General features: G+C 73.7%; 10 protein-coding genes. 3 read left to right on the top strand and 7 right to left on the bottom strand.

Annotation, left to right across the window (positions count from 1 at the left end):
* Positions 1-60: 60 nt before the first annotated feature.
* The 5 genes from ACFWBT_RS11930 to ACFWBT_RS11910 all read right to left on the bottom strand — a co-directional run bounded on the left by ACFWBT_RS11930 (position 61) and on the right by ACFWBT_RS11910 (position 12733).
* Positions 61-2055: a hypothetical protein gene (locus tag ACFWBT_RS11930; protein ID WP_385698455.1), complete on the bottom strand. Its 1995-nt coding sequence runs from the start codon at positions 2053-2055 to the stop codon at positions 61-63.
* The gene (locus ACFWBT_RS11925; protein ID WP_385698452.1) at positions 2052-5714 is read right to left on the bottom strand and encodes a DUF5682 family protein; all 3663 of its coding nucleotides are present in this window, start codon (positions 5712-5714) and stop codon (positions 2052-2054) included. The genes ACFWBT_RS11930 and ACFWBT_RS11925 overlap by 4 nt, the downstream gene beginning before the upstream one ends.
* Positions 5711-6871: an AAA family ATPase gene (locus tag ACFWBT_RS11920; protein ID WP_385698450.1), complete on the bottom strand. Its 1161-nt coding sequence runs from the start codon at positions 6869-6871 to the stop codon at positions 5711-5713. Before ACFWBT_RS11920 ends, ACFWBT_RS11925 begins: the two co-directional genes overlap by 4 nt.
* 88 nt (positions 6872-6959) lie before the next feature.
* Positions 6960-11870, bottom strand: a complete 4911-nt coding sequence (locus ACFWBT_RS11915) for a DNA-binding protein (protein ID WP_385698448.1) — start codon at positions 11868-11870, stop codon at positions 6960-6962.
* The gene (locus ACFWBT_RS11910) at positions 11867-12733 is read right to left on the bottom strand and encodes a DUF4132 domain-containing protein (protein ID WP_385698446.1); all 867 of its coding nucleotides are present in this window, start codon (positions 12731-12733) and stop codon (positions 11867-11869) included. The genes ACFWBT_RS11915 and ACFWBT_RS11910 overlap by 4 nt, the downstream gene beginning before the upstream one ends.
* 235 nt (positions 12734-12968) lie before the next feature.
* Here ACFWBT_RS11910 and ACFWBT_RS11905 point away from each other — a divergent pair, with 235 nt between their 5' ends.
* Complete coding sequence (locus ACFWBT_RS11905) at positions 12969-13364, top strand: VOC family protein (protein ID WP_385698444.1); 396 nt, start codon at positions 12969-12971, stop codon at positions 13362-13364.
* Positions 13365-13624: 260 nt separating this feature from the next.
* On the opposite strand, the gene cpt is transcribed toward ACFWBT_RS11905, so the two are convergent.
* Both cpt and ACFWBT_RS11895 read right to left on the bottom strand, forming a co-directional pair.
* Positions 13625-14158 (bottom strand): chloramphenicol phosphotransferase CPT, encoded by a 534-nt coding sequence (gene cpt, locus ACFWBT_RS11900; RefSeq protein ID WP_385698441.1) that lies wholly within the window; start codon positions 14156-14158, stop codon positions 13625-13627.
* A 130-nt stretch (positions 14159-14288) separates the two neighbouring features.
* A complete protein-coding gene (locus tag ACFWBT_RS11895) occupies positions 14289-15221 on the bottom strand; it encodes an EamA family transporter (protein ID WP_385698440.1) in 933 nt (310 codons plus the stop codon).
* Positions 15222-15261: 40 nt separating this feature from the next.
* On the opposite strand from ACFWBT_RS11895, the gene ACFWBT_RS11890 reads away from it, so the two are divergent.
* A complete protein-coding gene (locus ACFWBT_RS11890) occupies positions 15262-15786 on the top strand; it encodes a MarR family winged helix-turn-helix transcriptional regulator (RefSeq protein ID WP_385698437.1) in 525 nt (174 codons plus the stop codon).
* Positions 15787-16035: 249 nt separating this feature from the next.
* Positions 16036-16854, top strand: a complete 819-nt coding sequence (locus ACFWBT_RS11885; protein ID WP_385698434.1) for a spermidine synthase — start codon at positions 16036-16038, stop codon at positions 16852-16854.
* Positions 16855-16913 lie beyond the last annotated feature (59 nt).

The raw sequence follows: 16913 nt of genomic DNA, 5'->3' as shown, positions 1-16913 counted from the left end.
CTCCAGGGCTGTCCCCCCGCCGGCGGGGCGGGGGACAGCCCTGGTCCGTACGACAGCCGGTCACGCGCTCTGGCGGGAACCGGTGGTCTCCGGCCGCCAGGTGGCCCGTACCAACGCCCGCTCGACGCCCGCCAGATAGACGGCCGCGGCGAGCCACGCCCGTGCGTACCGGTCCGGGTCGGCCTCGCCGGTGCGGCCGAAGACGTCGCGGGTGCGCCGGTCGGCCTCCGCGGTCAGGTCGGCCGCCACGTCCGCGGCCGTGTGGAATCCGCTGCGTCGCAAGGCCGCACCGGCTCCGCTCCGGTCGCCGTCACGCGCGGGTTCGGCGACGGCTCTGCGGCCACCCGACACGGCGACCTCGATCAGCCGCCGCAGCCGCCACAGGGGGGCCTCCGTCAGCGGGTCCGCCGGGACATTGCTCGGGCCGTCCAGCGCGGGCGCGGCCGGCATGGCGTCGAGCGGCGGGAGATGCGCGCCCTCCAGGCGGTCGTAGCCCAGGTCGGCGTGGCCGTGCCAGCCCGCGGGCAGTCGCAGCGTCGCCTCGGTGTCCGGCAGCGGGGCTACCGCCAGCGGGCGGAGTGTGGCCGCGCGGTCGGGGTCCAGACGGCCGATCACCCGGAGCCGTAGACCCGGCCGGGAAGCGAGCCGACGGAAGTTGGCCGTGTGGGCGAGGCCGGGATGACCGTTGGACGGGGCCAGGCGGATCAGGAGACCTTCCGCGTCCGGCTGCCCGGGCGTGAGTTCCCGGGCGATCAGCTGCTCACCGGCCGCCCCGACGAGCACGAGGTCGCAGCCGACCAGCTCCTGCGTCGCCTGCTCGGCCTGTTCCGGGTCGGCACCCGGAGCCACGGCGAGCCGTTCGGCGACGGCCTCGGCGAGCGGGCGGGCGAACAGGGCGGCGAGCGGGCCGGACGTCCACGACTGACCGGCGACCGGGGTTGCCCGTACCCCCTTGCCGGAGCCGAGGCGGCCGTCCGAGGAGACCGTGGCACCGGAGATCAGCAGCCCGCCACGGGCGAGTTGGGCGTGATCGAGGCTCCCCGAGCCGAGCGCGACGGTGGCTGTGCCCGCGCCCTGGGCGCGGGCCGGGCCGCCGGGCTTGACGTCGGCGACCGAGAACCAGCGTCCGTCCTCGGAGACGAGATGGGTGACGACACCGCCGTAGCCGGTGGCCGCGATCACCGGTTCCCGGCACACCCCGTGGACCCGCAGGCTGCCGCCCGGCCGATAGGCGCGGCGGGCGGTGCCGACCAGAGCCTGCTCCGGGTCGGCCGCGGCCAGCAGGACGGTGGTGAGCAGCAGTTCCCGTACGTTCGCGACCAGGTCGGCCAGCCGGTGGCCGTCGTGGCGGGCGCGGGCGCCACGCAGCCCGCGTACGACGCGCAACGCGGCCGCCTCGGCACGGTGCAGCCCGGCGAGCCGGGCGGTGTGCGCGGCCCGGAGCAACTCCGCCTGGGGGACCGCGCCCGCGGCGGGCACTCCGGCGGCGAGCACGGTCGCCGCGGCCGTCCACAGCTCGGCCGCGGCGGTCACCTGGGCATCGGTGAGCGGGACGGTCTCCCCGGGCGGCTCTGCGAGAGTCGCCCTGGGTTCTGCGACAGCCTTCCCTGGTTCCGTGACGGCCTCCTCGGGTGCTGCGACGGCCGCCTCGGCGAGCGGGGCTCCGGAGCTGGTGCCGGTCTGCGCGTCTGCTGCCGTGCCCACCGCGGCCGGGGAGCTCTCCTCCGGTGTGCTGCCGTCCTCGACGGCATCCTCGGCGGCGGTGTCGGCCAGCGGGCAGGCGGCGAGGACGGCGGCCCGGTGCAGACACCGGGGGGCGAGCAGGCAACTGCACACCGCCTGGCCCGCGTCCGTGACGGTGCCGGAGGGATCGGGTGTGAGCGTGACCTCGGCGTCCTCTCCGCACCGCACGCGCCGGACGGGTCCGTCGGAGACGACCGGCAGGGCCGCGTACGACTCGATCGAGGCGTCCAGTCTCTTGCGCAGCCGGGAGGTGAGACTCTCGACGGCGGAGGCAACCACATCGGGCGCCACCGGGGGCAGTTCGGGGTTCATGAGGTCTCTCCGCGGAGGCGGTCGCCCACCCAGCGGGCGAGGGCGAGGGGACTGAGCGCGGCCACGGGCATGCCGGCCGCGACGAGCTGCTGGGCGACGGGCACCGAATAGCGGGGGGTACCGGTGTCGTCCAGGGCGGCGCATCCCATCAGGTGCACCCCGGAGCTCGCCAGGGCCCGTACCTCGCCGAGAAGTCCGCCCAGCGGGTAGCCCTCCTCGAAGTCGCTCACGACCACCACGAGGGTCCGGCTGGGCACGGTGACCAGGGAGCGGGCGTGGGCGAGCCCGGCCGCGATGTGGGTGCCGCCGCCGACCCGTACCTCCAGGAGCAGTGACAGCGGGTCGTCGACCCGGTCCGTCAGGTCGATCACGTCCGTCGAGAAGGCGAGGAAGTGCGTGGACAGGGTGGGGACGCCGCCGAGGACGGCCGCGGTCAGGGCCGACCAGATGACGGAGGCCTCCATCGACCCGGACACGTCGACCACCAGGATCAGCCGCCAGTCCGCCTCCTTGCGCGAGCGGGTGCTGAACACCGGCCGCTCCGGTACGACCACGGTCCGCCCGTCGGCGGTTCGGCGCGTGTGGGCGAGGTTGGCCCGCAGGGTGCGCTGCAGGTCGAGCCGCCCTCCGGGACGCCGAGTGGGACGCGGAGTGGCGAGTCCGGTGAGGGCAGGGCGCATCCGGGTGGCGAGCTCCTTGGCCAGTTCGTCGACGAGACGGCGAACGAGCGGGCGCAGCCCGGCCAGTTGCTGCTCGGGCATTCCGCCCGCCAGGGACAGGACGGAGGCCAGCAGGTCGACCGACGGGCGGACCGCCTTGGGGTCGAGCTCGGCCAGTACGTCGCTTCGGCCTTGGTCGGCGGCGCGTGCCAGGACCTCCTCGCGGACCTCCGCTCCGAACAACGACTCCAGTTCCTCGGCCCATTCACGGGCGGTCGGGAAGGACGCGTCCCGGCCGCCGCCCTGCCCCTGGGCGCCGCCTTCCCGGCCGAGGTCCGAGGAGCCCTCGCCGCGGCCGGTGCCGTACAACTCGTCGAGCGCGTGCGCGTATCGCCGTGCGCTCTGCGGGAGTTTCTCGGTCTCCCGGCCGAGGAGCAGTCGCCAGCGGTCCGTGGGGGTGATGCGGAGCGCGGCGGACGGGGCCGGGGAGGCGAGCGCCGGTACGGAGCGCGGAGCGGCCGAGGCCACGGATACGGGTTGCTCGGTCCCGGCGGTGACCGCACGCATCCCGGAGTCCGTGGGCGCCGCCCCGTTCCCGCCGGTCGGCAGACGCAGGGCGCGGAGGGCGGCGAGGCCCGCCGCGTCCGCGGCCGTCCACAGAGCGAGGAGGTGCGGCGAGGCCGTGAGCGACAGGTCGAGACGGTCGCCGAGCCGTTCGGTCACCGTGTGCAGGAGGCGGTCGCGGCCCGCCGGGCTGAGCGTGTCGAAGCCTCCGCGCAGGGCGGGCAGCCGGTCCAGGAAGCCCTGGTCGGTGAGCGTGTCGATCCGGTCGAGCAGGGGGTCCAGCGCTGTCGGCGCCGACTGCAGCAGGGCGGCGGCACCGCTGAGCAGTCCACCGAGCCGACGGCCCAGCGCCTGCCGGGCGTCCGGACCGGTGGCCGTGTCGATCCAGCCGGCGGAACGCGCGCCTAGGGTGTCCGCGTCGTCGAGGTCGAGCAGGACCCGGGCGGCCAGGGCCGCGCCCTGGATGAGCGGGGAGCCCTCGCGGGCGAGGGTGCCGAGCGCGTCGTCCATGCGCAGTCCGAGACGGTGTTCACCGGCCCGCGAGGCAAGCTCGATGAGCGCGGCCGTGTCCTCCGGCCGGTCACTGCCCGCCAGCCCGGGAAGGGTCCGGACCGCCGACTCCAGGAGGTCGGTGGTCAGTTCGGCGGCGACCTGTCGGCTCTCCGCTGTGGTGCCGGGCAGATGGCCACGGCACAGGGCCTCCAACAGATCGAGCGCGGTGAGGAGTTCGGGCAGCGTGGCGGTGGCGGGGAGCACGCCGGCGGCATCGGCCAGGCGCTCCGACACCAGCGCGGGGAGATCGCAGCGGGCGGCCGCACCGAGCGCCGTGAGGACGTGGGCGCAGGTGGGCCCGCCGTCCGCCGACTGCCTGCGGAAGTCGTCCCGCAGGGTGCCTTCGGCGGCCAGGGCCGCGGTCACGCCTCGTACGCCAGCCAGGTCCAGCCGTACGGGGACGGCCGGAGTCCACGACACTCGCCACCGCGTGGTCAGAGCGGCGGCGTCGCCCGTACCGGCCACCGCGACGGCCTCGCCGTAGCCCGCGCCGCACACGGCGAGGCGCTGGAGCAGGATCTCGCGGCGGCCGTCGAGGGCCGAACGGAGCGGGTCGAGCCGTACCTCCCGCGCTGCCGGGTCGTCCGGGCCGGGCAGCCGCAGCGCGGCGACCTCCGCTTCCCCCCACGGGCCGAGACCGGAACGGGGTGTGCCCGCCGCGATCCGGCCCCGGCCGGTGCCGACCAGGACCACTTCGAGTGCGCGCGCGAGGGCTCGGCCGCGGCCGAGCGGTTCACCCTGGCCCATCACGGTCGTCAGCGCTTCGATCACCTCGCCCCGCCCCGGCGCCGCGAGCCCGCGCACCCTGGCCAGGTCGCAGGCCATCCGCAGGGTCTCGGCGGCCTCGCCCGTTCCGGCGGCGTGCCCCGCCGCTCGGAGCTCCCGGCACACATCGGTGACCGCTCGCGCGGCGGCGCCCCGCACCCGCTCGGGATCACCGCCGGCCTCGAACACCGACTGCTGCCAGCGCGGGTCCCGGATGCCCGCCGGGTAGCCGGAACGGGAGTCCAGCAGGTCGAACGCGTAGGGGACGAGCGAGGTGACGACGCTCGGGTGCTCTCCCGCGCTGCTGTGATCGACGGCTGTCGGCACGGGCGCGCTGTCACCCGGACCCTGATCCCTGGCCGGACCCGCACCCGGAACCGAATCGGGTGACAGGGCGGCGGTCGTCAGCGCCGGGGCGTGGAACGCGCCGACGACGGCCGCGACCCGGCGTCCGTCACCCGTGGCGCGGGCGATCGCCCCACGCATGTGGGCCTCGCGGGCGAGGTCCACCGCGGGTATCCCGGCCGAGGCCGCGGCGTCGCTGCGCAGTGCCCATCCGACGCCGAGGGCGGCGCGGCGGATCGCCTCGGGAGCGGATCCGGGGGCGTGGACCTCGACACAGCGGTCCCACAGATCGTCGTCGTCACGGCCGGTCCCGGACGCGGCGAGCGCGTTCCCGAAGGAGACGGGCGCGGCCGCGGAGACCACGTCGGCGACCGCGGTCCGCGTGTCACCCGACGGCAACGGCTCGTCCGCGTTCCACCGCGGGTCGGACATCGGCAGATCGCAGCAGACGACGTCCGCTCCGCGGTCCCGTGCCCAGCGGACCGCTGCCAGCTCCGGGGAGAAGTCGGCGAACGGATAGAAGCCGAGCCGCCCGTTCTCGCGCGCCCCGGCGAGGGCGACCGGGGCGACGGTGCCCGGCGCGGCCAGATGCGTGAGCCACGGCTGGAAGTCGGCGGGCAGCTCCACGCACACGACCTCCGCCCCGGAGGCGTCGAGCAGAGCGGGTACCGCCGCGGCGAGCGCCGGGCTGTGGTGCCGTACGCCCAGCAGGTACGGCGCCACGGAACCGGCGAGGGCGGAGACGGCCGCCCGTGGATCCTGGGTGTGCGTCACCGAAGGTTCTCCCGCAGGTCCCAGAGACGGCGCCACAGGGCGGAACCGTCTTCGGCGCGGCGGCGCACCGGACCGTCCCAGTAGCCGAGCAGACGCGCGTGGTCGGCCGGGTCGTCCTTGCGGACCACGCCCAGGAGGTGGCCGGGCACCAGATCGAGGGAGTCGGCGCCGGGAAGGTACGCGGCGGCCACCCCGAGGGAGACGGCGACCTGCACGGCCTCGGCCGTCGACATCACCGTGCCGGGTCGTTCCACGTCCCAGCCCTCCGCGGACCGCCCGGCCCGCAGGTCACGGAACACGGTGACCAGTACGTCCAGCACCGCGTCGTCGACGCCGAAGGCGGCGCCCGCCCGCTCGACGGCCGCCACGGCCTGCCGCCGCACGAGCGCGGTCTCGGCGTCGACGTCGGCGATCGGGTGCACCGTCTCGAAGTTGAAGCGGCGCTTGAGCGCCGCGGACATCTCCGAGACACCGCGGTCGCGGAGGTTGGCGGTGGCGATGACGGTGAATCCGGGGGCGGCCGAGACCTGGGCGTCGTCCGTGCCGGCCAGCTCGGGCACGCTCATCCGACGGTCGGACAGGATCGACACCAGGGCGTCCTGCACTTCGGGCAGACAGCGGGTGATCTCCTCGACGCGGGCCACCCGGCCGGCGCGCATGGCGTTCAGCACCGGCGAGTCGACCAGCGCCTGCGGGGTGGGGCCCTGGGCGAGCAGCAGGGCGTAGTTCCACCCGTAGCGCATGGCGTCCTCGGTGGTGCCCGCGGTGCCCTGCACCGTCAGCGCGCTGGTGCCGCAGACGGCGGCGGACAGCAGTTCGGAGAGCATCGACTTGGCCGTGCCCGGCTCGCCGACCAGCAGGAGGCCGCGCTCTCCGGCGAGGGTGACTACGCACCGTTCCACCAGGGCGCGTTCGCCGACGAACTTGGGGGTGATGATTAGGCGGTCCGGCAGCGCGCCGTGCGGCTCGGGGAGCTTGAGGGTCTCGCCGCCGCTGCCGCAGACGAAGGTGATCACGGAACGCGGTGTCAGCCGCCAGCCGGGCGGGCGGGGGCCCGCGTCGTGGGCGGCGAGGAAGGCGAGTTCGGTGGCGTGGCGCTCTTCGGCGGGCAGGGTCTGCCGGGCCGGAAGGGCCGTCGCCGTGTCGGTCGGGGGCATGCGTGTCCTTGTTCGGTAGGTCGGTCTGTCGTCGTTGCGGGGAGGTGCCGGGGCGCCCGCCGGTCGTGGCCGGCGCCCCGGAGATACGTCAGCGCCGGCGTCCCCGCCGCACCTTGAGCTCCTCGAACCGGGGGCCGCCGCTCTCCCGGACCCGCTGCCAGGCCCTGCGGTACAGCTCGGCGGCCGGTTCGGCCGGCACGATCACACCCAGCAGAGCCTCCTCGCCGCTCAGCAGGTCGCCGAACAGCGGCAGCTTCCACCGCTCCAGCGGAACGCGCGGAGCCTTCGGGTCGATCCATCCACCGGGCAGGAAGAGCGAACGTCCGGCCCTGGTGCGGGTGGCCTCCACCACCAGGTCGGTGCCGGCCAGTTCGGCACGGGCCGCCTTGAGCCGGGCCGGCTTCCAGCCCGTCCACCGGGCCGTCATGCGATCGGTCGGGTCGGGCATGGCGAGCAGCATGAGATAGAGCGTCGCGGCGTCCTCGCCGACGCCGTACTCCTTGGCGGCCTCGGTCACCAGATCCGGCACCGAGCGGCCCGGGTCCTGCGGCCACCAGGTGCCGTCCTTGCCCCGCTCACCCGCCAGCGGGTCGCCCGGATCGGCGAGGAGGGCCGCGAACTCGGGGGAGCGGGCCAGGCGCATCGCCACTTCGGCCGCATTGGGGCGTTGGCCGTCCTCGCGGAGCGCGGGCAGATACGGGTCCTGGCCCGCCTCGTCGAGCAGGGCGACCTGGATGCCGGGGGAGGGCTGGTCGTCGTGGGTGGCGAGGATGACGGCGCCGTAGCGCTCGAAGCCCTTGCCGACCTCGGTCGGTGCGCCCGCGGTCTTCCGGAAGGTGGGGAGATGGACGTACTCGTCGAGGTCGAGCACCAGTCCGGGGTGGGCCAGCCGGTCACGTACGGCACCGAGCGCGGTCGGCAGCGTGGCGCGGACCGGGTCGCCGGCGGGCAGCCGGTGGGCGAGCCAGGCGGCGAGGCCGATGGAACCGACCAGCGTCTGTCCGGTGAATCCGACCGTCTCCTTGCCGACGGGCTTGACCCGGTCGCCGTCGACCGCCCACTCCAGGTCCCGGGTGAGCCGGGGCTCGCCGGCCGGGTGCAACAGCGCGGGCAGTGCCTGGCGGACCTCCCATCCCCGGCGCTTGAACGTGCGTACCGCGTCGCTGAGCAACTCCTCGGGTACGGCGGTCCGGCGGCCCATCCGGTTGTTCCAGACCTCGGCCGCGGCGGCCCAGTCCGGTCCCTCGGTCCACAGACGGGCGGGCTCGGCGGGCAGCAGCGCGGCCACGACCGCGGCACGGGTCGCGGGAACGACATCGCGCAGCTCGTCCTTCGCGACGGCCGCCGGGGCCGCCTTCACACCGATGACATCGCGTGCCTGCGTGGTCAGGAACGTCCGCTCGTAGACGTCGACTTGGGGCAGACCGGCCACGATCAGCCGGGCCATGGTCTCGGTGACGCCGGTGAGCCGGGCGAACTCCTCTGCGGCCTGCGGGAACCAGGGCGCCGGTCCGCGCGCGGCCAGCTCGGTGAGGAACGCGCCGAGGCGACCGGCGGGGCCGTCCTCGCCGAGCGGGGCCGACGCCCGGAGCGTGTAGGGCTTCGGCGTCTCGAAGCGCCCGGCCGGATCGTGGAAGTATCCGGTGAACACACAGCCGTCGTCATCCTGCGAGGTGCGTTCCACGACGGCGATGAAGGCACCGCCGTCCAGCGGCAGCAGCCCGTTCCACGCGCCCTCGCGCCAGTCGCCCGACGGGGTGCGCAGCGGGCCGGCATCGAGGTGCAGGTCAACCTTGCGCCAGTGCGCGGGCTCGGCGGCGGGCACCAGGCCCAGCGCGTCGAACTCGGCGAGCAGCGCGTGGAGCGCCTCCCGGTGGTCCTCGGAGGTGGTGGAGGCGGCTGTCCGGAAGGCCACGGCGCTGACGCGGTCGAGCAGCGTGTCCAGGCCGGGTTGGCCGACGGGAAGCCGGCGTCCGTCGAGGTGGAGGCGAGCGGTGGGTCCCTCCACCGGGGCGACGTCGCGGAGTTGGGCCGCCCGCTTCATCTCGCGCAGGGCGCGGAACACGGTGTCGGCCTCCTTGTCACGGTTCCACCAGTAGCCGGTGGATCCGTAGAGACCGCTCATCGCGTCGAGGAGCACGGCGTCCGCCGGTCCGGCCTGGCCCTCGTCCTGCAGGCCGCCGTCGAGAGCGCGCGTGAGCCGGGCGGCCACCGCGTCCAGGACGGCCTGCTGGCCGGCCGCGTGGCGCACGACTCCGGCGATGCCCGCCACCAACGCGGAGTGGCTGACCGGGAGGAGGGAAAGGATCGCGTCGGGCAGCACCTCCTTGTCCTCGTGGGCCGCGGCGGTCAGCAGGGCCGCCGCCGTGCCGCGGTCGATGTGCCGCAACGCCTCGGAGCCCTCCGGGTCGCGGGCCGTCAGGCACTCCCAGTACTGCACCGGCGGCAGCAGCAGCGAGCCCTCGCCGAAGACACCGGGCGCGCGGTCGGTCTTGGCCACCGAGGTGACGACGCCGTCCGTGTCCACGATGGCGAGCTGCCAGCTGTTGCGGACGACCGCGCTCGCCCCGTCGGCGCCGGGGAAGACCACGAGAGTGGAGGGCCGGCCGGCGTCCGCGGGCAGGGTGACGCTGTGTCCGGCGAGATCCTGGGCGCGCACGGACCCGTCGGGCAGCTTCACCAGGCGCAGACCGACCAGGCCGTCCACGGGCGCGGAGGCCGGCGCGACCCCGACTGTCGGCGAGGGGAGCAGCCGGCCGCCCTCGAAGCCGCTGCCCTCGGGGGCGTCGCGCAGCGCGTCGGCGAGGAAGGCGGGCCTGCTCATGCGGCCCCGCTCACCCGTCACCGGGTCGTACTCGTACCAGCCGTGCGCCTTGTCGTCCTCGTCCTCCGCGTGCCACACCCAGTACGAGACGCCGTCGCAGAGCACCTGCCGCTCCGCGGGCAGAGTGGTGTCACCGGCGTGCAGAACGCCGCCGCCGGTGGTCCGGCCGCCGCCGGGCAGGGGCAGCGTGACCGGCATGTTGGCCTGGTACCAGTCCATCTGGGTGCCCCGGGTGTTCCGGGCGCCCTCCAGGGACTGAGGACGATCGGCGCGGGTGTGCCAGTAGCCGCGCAGGCCGTCGTTGCGGTCGTTCCAGTAGACGAGGAGCTCACCGTCCACGTGGTGGAAGCCGGGATCGCCCCAGGCTCCGTTCGCCGGGATCCTCAGGTCGTGGGTGAGGACCGTGCCCTCGGCGCCGATGACCCGGGCCTGGGCGGCGCCCGCCACGATGAGGTGGGGCCAGGCGTCGGCCACGATCACGTCCTCGATGTCCGCCTTGGGGACGAGGGCGGCGACCGCCTCCTCCCAGGCGGGCCAGCCGAGTTCGTCGAAGAGCCCGGCCCGCAGGGTGCGCTGCAGCACCGGTGCGAGGTCGGTGCCCGCGGCAGCACGGACCTCGTCCTCGGCCAGCGCCAGGGCCTCGGCGGGCAGCCACTTCAGCCGGGCCAGCGCGTCGGGGAGCTGGGGCAGGCCGACCGCGGTGAACCGTCGTACGACGGTGCGCACCCAGTCCGCGAGCAGCGGGCCGCCTCCGGGCGACGCGGCCAGCAGCCGGATCGCCCGCAGGACGTGGTCGTCGTTGCCGAACCGGTCGGCGCCTCGCCGGAACGCCTCGTGGAAGCGGGTGTCGGCGGCCAGCGACAGCAGGTCACGGTGTCCCTCGCCCGGGGCCCACTGCGTCAGCAGGAGAGCCTCGTCCTTCTGCGGGGCGGCCACCGGAACGTCCAGGTACAGCAGCAGGTCGATCAGGTCCAGGTCGTGCAGGACCTTCAACCCACCTCCGGACGCGGCGAGTTCGGACCGGAGCCGGTCCGCCGTCCGCTCCACCAGCGGATACAGCTCAGGCATGCGACTGGAGTCGCGCCACGACCGGGCCCGCTCCCGGTAAGCCAGGAACCGCCCCAGCCAGCCCGCCGCACCGTCCCGAGGCCGCTGCTCCTCGGGCAGGGACGCGTCCCACAGGCCGGCCGTGGCACCGGAGGCCTCCAGCAGCCCCAGCCACATCGCGGGCATCTCGTTCTCGTGGCCGGCAGGGATCAGGTCGAGCAGGGTGCCCCGGACGCGCGGCTCACGCGCGGCCAGCGCCACCAGCGCCGTACGGTGCCCCTTCCACCAGCCGGCCGCCGCGCGCAGGGTGGCCGGCAGACCGAGGAGTTCGGCCAGGTACTCCTGCTCGGTGAGGTTCGCGTCCTGGCCCGCGGCCCGGGCCAGCTTGCGCAGGTCGTTCGCCATCTGCGCCGACGGCGGCAGCCCGCCCGCCGTACGGCGCAGACACAGGCGGGTGAAGCGCCGCAGCGCCTCCTCGGCGGGCACCCGCGCCGCCAGTTCCCTCGCGTAGGCGGACAGCACCTTCACGGGCAGGGCACCGGCCAGCGCGAACTCCAGGAACACGGCGTCCAGCCGCTCCTCCTGGACCGTCAGCCCGTGCTCCGCCTCGGCCTTGCGGGCGCGGGTGAACAACTGGGCGGCGTACGTGGCGTTCTCCTCCGCCAGGAACACGCGCCCGGCCTGTTCGTAGAACGTCGGCAGGAAGTGCGGCACCGAGGCCGCCAGCCGGTCTCCGAGTTCCACGAAGGCGTCCAGCGCGGTCTTCGGACGGGACTTGGCCTGCCGGGCCGCCCGCTCCAGATCCGGCACGACGCCCAGCGCGTGATGTCCGTCCTCGGGGTGATGCACGAGTACCCACTCGGGAAAACCCAGCGACTGACGCAGCCCGAACCCGACCACGGCCGGCTCGGCGTCCTGCTCCAGGCCGAGGAATCCGGCGGCCAGATCCTCAGCCGCCCCCAGTTCGCCGGCGACCAGCCGCACCACCACCCGGTCGTCGAGCCCCGGGTGACGGTACGTCCGCGCCGTCAGCGGCACCCCCCGCTCACCGACCTCTTTCGCGTCGGGCGGCAGCACCGCCCCCGCCGTCAGCAGTTCCTCGTACGACACCTGCGTCCCCCCGCTCATGCGTTCTTGCCCTCCTCGATGACGCGGCCGGCGTACAGTGCCGCGGCCATCCGCATCCCCTCCGACCAGGCGACCGGTCCCACCTCGCGCAGCGGCAGGGCGCGCCCGTCCTGGTCCTGCCAGGTGAGGGCGCCGGTCTCGACCGAGTCCTCCCAGTACGGCTCGCCGATCCAGACGCAGGCCTCGACGGTGCGTCCGCCGTCCCGCACCCGGGCGGTGGCGTACCCACCGGACACGCGGTATCCCAGCGAACTGGCGCGCGCGGCGAGTGCGAAGCGGGAGCGGAACGAGCCCCCGGTGAAGTCCCGCACCTCGGTGGCCTTGGCGTCGAGGCCCTCCGGCCGCCGCCACATCGCCCGGTGGATCTGCTCGACGCGCTGCACTATGCCCAGTTCGGCCGCGAACTCACGCAGGTCGTCGAGGTCCGGCAGCAGCACCGGATGCGGCAGCGTCACCGTGCGCGGGGCCATCCGGACGGTCTCGCCGTCCAGGTTCACCAGCCGCAGCTCACCGGCTTCGGTGGCACCCCGCAGGAAGCCCACCTCATCAGGGTCGTCGCCGACCACGGCCAGATCGCGCAGCGCAGACTGCCAGGCTTCGTCGGGCCACACGCGGGCCAGCAGCCCGGTCGGTACGGGAAGCGACGACACCATCCACGCGTCGACCTGCGCGACACACGCCGCGGCATGCCGGTCCAGCCACTCCGCGAACCGTCGCAGCCGGTCCACCTCCGGGTGGTCCTTGAGCGCGCGCGGCAGTGACTTCAACTGCCGTCCCGCCGCCCGGCCCGAGGTGGCACGCGCCGCCACCCGCCCCTCCACAAGGGCGACTTCATACCCGTCGCCCGCCGACAGCCAACCCACGCGCCACAGCCTTCCGCGTCAAGAACCAAGATGGGAGCACAGTTCGGCCAGGGAGTCCGTCCCTGGCCGAGTGCGACTATGCGCGGAACGCTAGCGTCGACCACTGACAACGAGCCTTCGGCCCCAGGGCGCGGGTACGCCTGCGAGGCCCGAGACGCTCGCAGTGTTCGAGCAGCAGCTTCGCCCGGGCACGGGCGGCATACCCTGAGCCCTGTCCGCACTATCTGGGAGAGTCATGACAAGTAGGTTCACCGAGTTGGCCGTTGACTGCCACGATCCGGAGAGGCTCGCGGCCTTCTGGTGCGAGGTCCTGGACTTCAAGGTGATCGACCGGAGCGAGGGCAAGGTCGAGATCGGCTCCTGGGTGCCGACGGTCGAGGATGTTCGGGCCCGTCAGATGTCGCCCTCTCTGACGTTCATCCAGGTGCCCGAGAGCAAGACCGTGAAGAACCGGCTGCACCTCGACGTTAGCCCGATCGACGGCAGCACCGAGGACGAGGTGACCAGACTGCTCGGCCTCGGCGCCACCAAGACGGATGTGGGCCAGGGCTCGGATCGAACCTGGGTGGTCATGGCAGACCCCGAGGGCAACGAGTTCGACGTCCTGCGCAGCCTGGCACCGCAGAACTAGGCCGCGAGCGGGCACCGGCACCTCGTCACACACTGCAACCGTGACATCGCCGAGAAGACCTCAATCGGTCCCACGGACTGTGGACGGGTCACGTCCCCGCCGGTCCATGGCCGGAGCCCGTCCCCACCTTCGCCTGGGAGCGCCGGCGAGACTCCTCGCGCTGTGTCGGGGGAGGCCCCCAGTACTGGTGCGGCCTCAGCCGCCTCAGCCGCCTGCGCGGCGTGGGGTTGTCGGCGGGCAGCCAGGAGCCCGGCCGGCGATCAGATGACGCGGGCCGCGATGGCTCGCGCGCACGCCAGGGACTCGGTATGTGTCGTGTCCACCTCCAGGTCATAGAAGACGCCCTGGTGAACCACCTCCGCCTGCAACGCCGCCATGCCCTGAACGCGATCTCCTCGCGCCACCTCCCGGCCCGCGGCGACCGAACTCTCACATCGGACGCCGACCCACAACACGCCCAGTCCGCCGAGAGCCGTCCGCCACCGCCGCTGGGAAGCCGTTCCGCCGAGGAAGACGTCATCGATGATGACCCTGGCGCCTGCACGAGCCATGGCCACGATGCCCTCCGTCCAGGCCACCTCCAGGGCCCGGAACTCCGCTCCGACGCTCACCCCGCCGTCCGCCGCGACATCGATCCCTCCGTCCGATCCCTGCATCCTGGCGGGCATGGAGTCGACGAAGGAGTCGCACCCGAACGCCAGCCACGGATCGGGCAGTTCGGCCTGCAGGCACCGTACGATCCCGGATTTCCCCGAACTGGATCCGCCGTTGAGAATGATCATCTGAGTCGTCACCGCGCCACGGTAAGGCGCTTCTCGCACGGCACGAAACCCATTTCGGCCCAGGCCGCTCCACGGCTCCTCCCCGCACGCGCATCGGCATCCGCCGTACGAAGGGCATCTGCGCGCGGGGAGCCCCACATGCTCAGCGGGGAGCGCAAGAAGACGGCTCTCGCGCGGGACTCCCGGCGGAGACGGGATCGGCGGGTGTCTGACCCTTGCCGCGCGGGCCGTTGCGCGCGGGGCGGCCGAGCACGACCCCGGCCAGGACCAGGATCAGTCCGCCCAGCTGCTGAACGGTCAGCACCTCGGCCGCGACCACGGTGCCGAGCAGCACGCCCGTGACGGGGTTGAGCAGTCCGATCAGGCCTACGCTCCCTGCGGGCAGATGGTGCAGCCCGGTGAACCAGGCGGTGAAGGCCAGCGCGGTGGCGACCAGGGTGACATAGCCGAACGCGAGCAGCGCCGGGGTGGAGAAGGCCGGGGGAGCGCCCTCCACGGCCATGGCGGCCGGGAGGAGGAAGAGGCTTCCGGCGATGAGCTGCCACGCGGTCGAGGCGAGCACATCGGTGTCGGCGCTCCACCGTTTGGCCAGCACGTGACCCAAGGACGACACGAGCACGGCGGCGGTCGCGGCGAGAACACCGGGCCAGCTCACCCGCTGCGCACCGGTGAGCAGCATGAGGCACACCCCGGCGAGCCCGATGGCGGCACCGGCCAGGTGGGCGGTCCGGGGCCGCTCGGCCACCAGAGGCCAGGCTATGAGCATCATCGTCAGCGGGGACACGGCCATGACGGTCGAGGCGACGCTCGTCGGCAGCAGCTGGGAGGCGACGTAGACGAGGACGAAGAACACGCTCACGTTCAGTAGCCCGAGCACCGCCGACCGCCACCACCAGGCGCCGCGCGGCCGCTGCCTGCACAGGGCCAGCAGGACCAAGCCGGCGGGCAGGGCCCGCACGGCGGCGCCGTAGAACGGGCTGTCGGCGGGGAGGTACGCGTGCGTGACGAAGTAGTTGGTCCCCCAGGCCACCGGTGCGATCGCGGTCACCGCCACCCATCGTGCATTAGCTTCCATGGAAGATAATATAGCTTCTGTGGAAGCTATCCTGGTGTTCATGGAAGACCGGCAACCACGGGACCGTGTGGCCCGCATCCAGGCGGACTGGCGCCGCGAGCGGCCCGACCTCGACGTATCCCCGCAGGGGGTGATCGGCCGACTGCACCGCCTGGCGGGCCGGCTCACCGAAGAACTCTGCCTCGTCTACGGTCGCTACGGCCTGAGCGAGGGAGAGTTCGACGTCCTGTGCGCACTGCGTCGCGCCGGTGAGCCCTACGAACGGGCACCCGGCGAGCTGGCCGCGCACACCATGGTCACCACGGGCGCGATGACGAAGAGGATCGACCGTCTGGAGCGAGCCGGACTCGTCACGCGCCGCCGCTCGGACGACGATCAGCGTGGCCGGATCGTCGCCCTCACCGGGCCTGGACTCGAACTCATCGACCAGGCGTTCACCGACCACATCCGCAATGAACACCAGCTCCTGGATCTGCTGACTCGCGCCGAGGCGCAGGCGCTCGAAACGCTGCTCACGACCTGGCTCTCCCGAATGGACCAGCCGCGCGCCCCGGGCGGCGGATGATCCGTCCTCGGTGGTCGCGCCACGGTCTGCTCCGGCGGAGCGGCCGGACCGACCGGGCAACACGGTGCCGTACGGCCGTTTGCCCGCCCTCCCGGACGCGATCCGTGTGAAGATCCTCCGGGGCATCGGGCCCGAGCCGGACGGTATGACGCCCGCCTTTGGCGTAGTTCCGTCCGGCCGAGGCCGTCGGCGCGAGGGGCTGTCCCTCGGCCCGAGCAGGTCGTACGAGGATCGGGAGCAGGACACCGGATGAGCGCACGTTTCGAGGAGATCGACTGGCGGCCGACGCCCATGGGCGAGATCAGCCTGCGTCGTCGGCGAGATCCGTTGTCGGGCGACGACGTGTACGAGGTGAAGCTCGGGGACGAGTACCTGATGTCCAGTCTCTTCACCACCGGGGAGGTCGAGTTGACCAGACTCGGCCTGGCGGAGCTGCCCCCCGAGGGCGGGCTCGACGTCGCCGTGGGCGGACTCGGCCTCGGGTACACGGCCCGGACGGCGCTGGACGATCCGCGCGTGCGCTCGCTCGTCGTCGTCGACGCGCTGGCCGAGGTGATCGACTGGCACCGGCGCGGGCTCGTACCGCTGGGCGCGGGACTGTCGTCGGACCCCCGGTGCCGGCTGGTGCGCGGGGACTTCTTCGCGATGGTCGCCGGGAGCGCGACGGCGGGCGGAACACCGTCCGCGGAGGATACGAGAACGGACGCTCCGGGGGCCGTGGAGGACAAGGCCGGTGACGCCGGCGCGACGCCGCGCGGTCTGGACCCCGAAACTCCTGGACGCCGTTTCCACGCGATCCTCCTGGACGTCGACCACTCGCCGCGGCACGTCCTGCATCCCAGTCACGCCGGGCTCTATCGACCGGCCGGCCTGGCGGCGCTGGCCGAACTGCTCTATCCAGGCGGAGTATTCGCGCTGTGGTCGAACGACCCACCGGACGAGGAGTTCATCTCGGTATTCGCGGGGGTCTTCGCGGAGACCGCCGCACACGTGGTGGATTTCGACAACCCGCTTCAAGGCGGGACCGCGGCCAACACCGTCTATGTCGGCCGAAGGCGCGATGGCTGAGGACCTGGCGAGGACCGGCGGTGGCGTGCGGCGGCCGATCCGAGTCCGGTAGATGCCTG

Origin of the sequence: Streptomyces sp. NPDC060027 (genome assembly GCF_042737005.1) — a bacterium.
Classification (GTDB): Bacteria; Actinomycetota; Actinomycetes; order Streptomycetales; family Streptomycetaceae; genus Streptomyces.
Note: the sequence above shows the minus strand (reverse complement) of the source record. Positions and strands in the feature narration are given on the sequence as shown.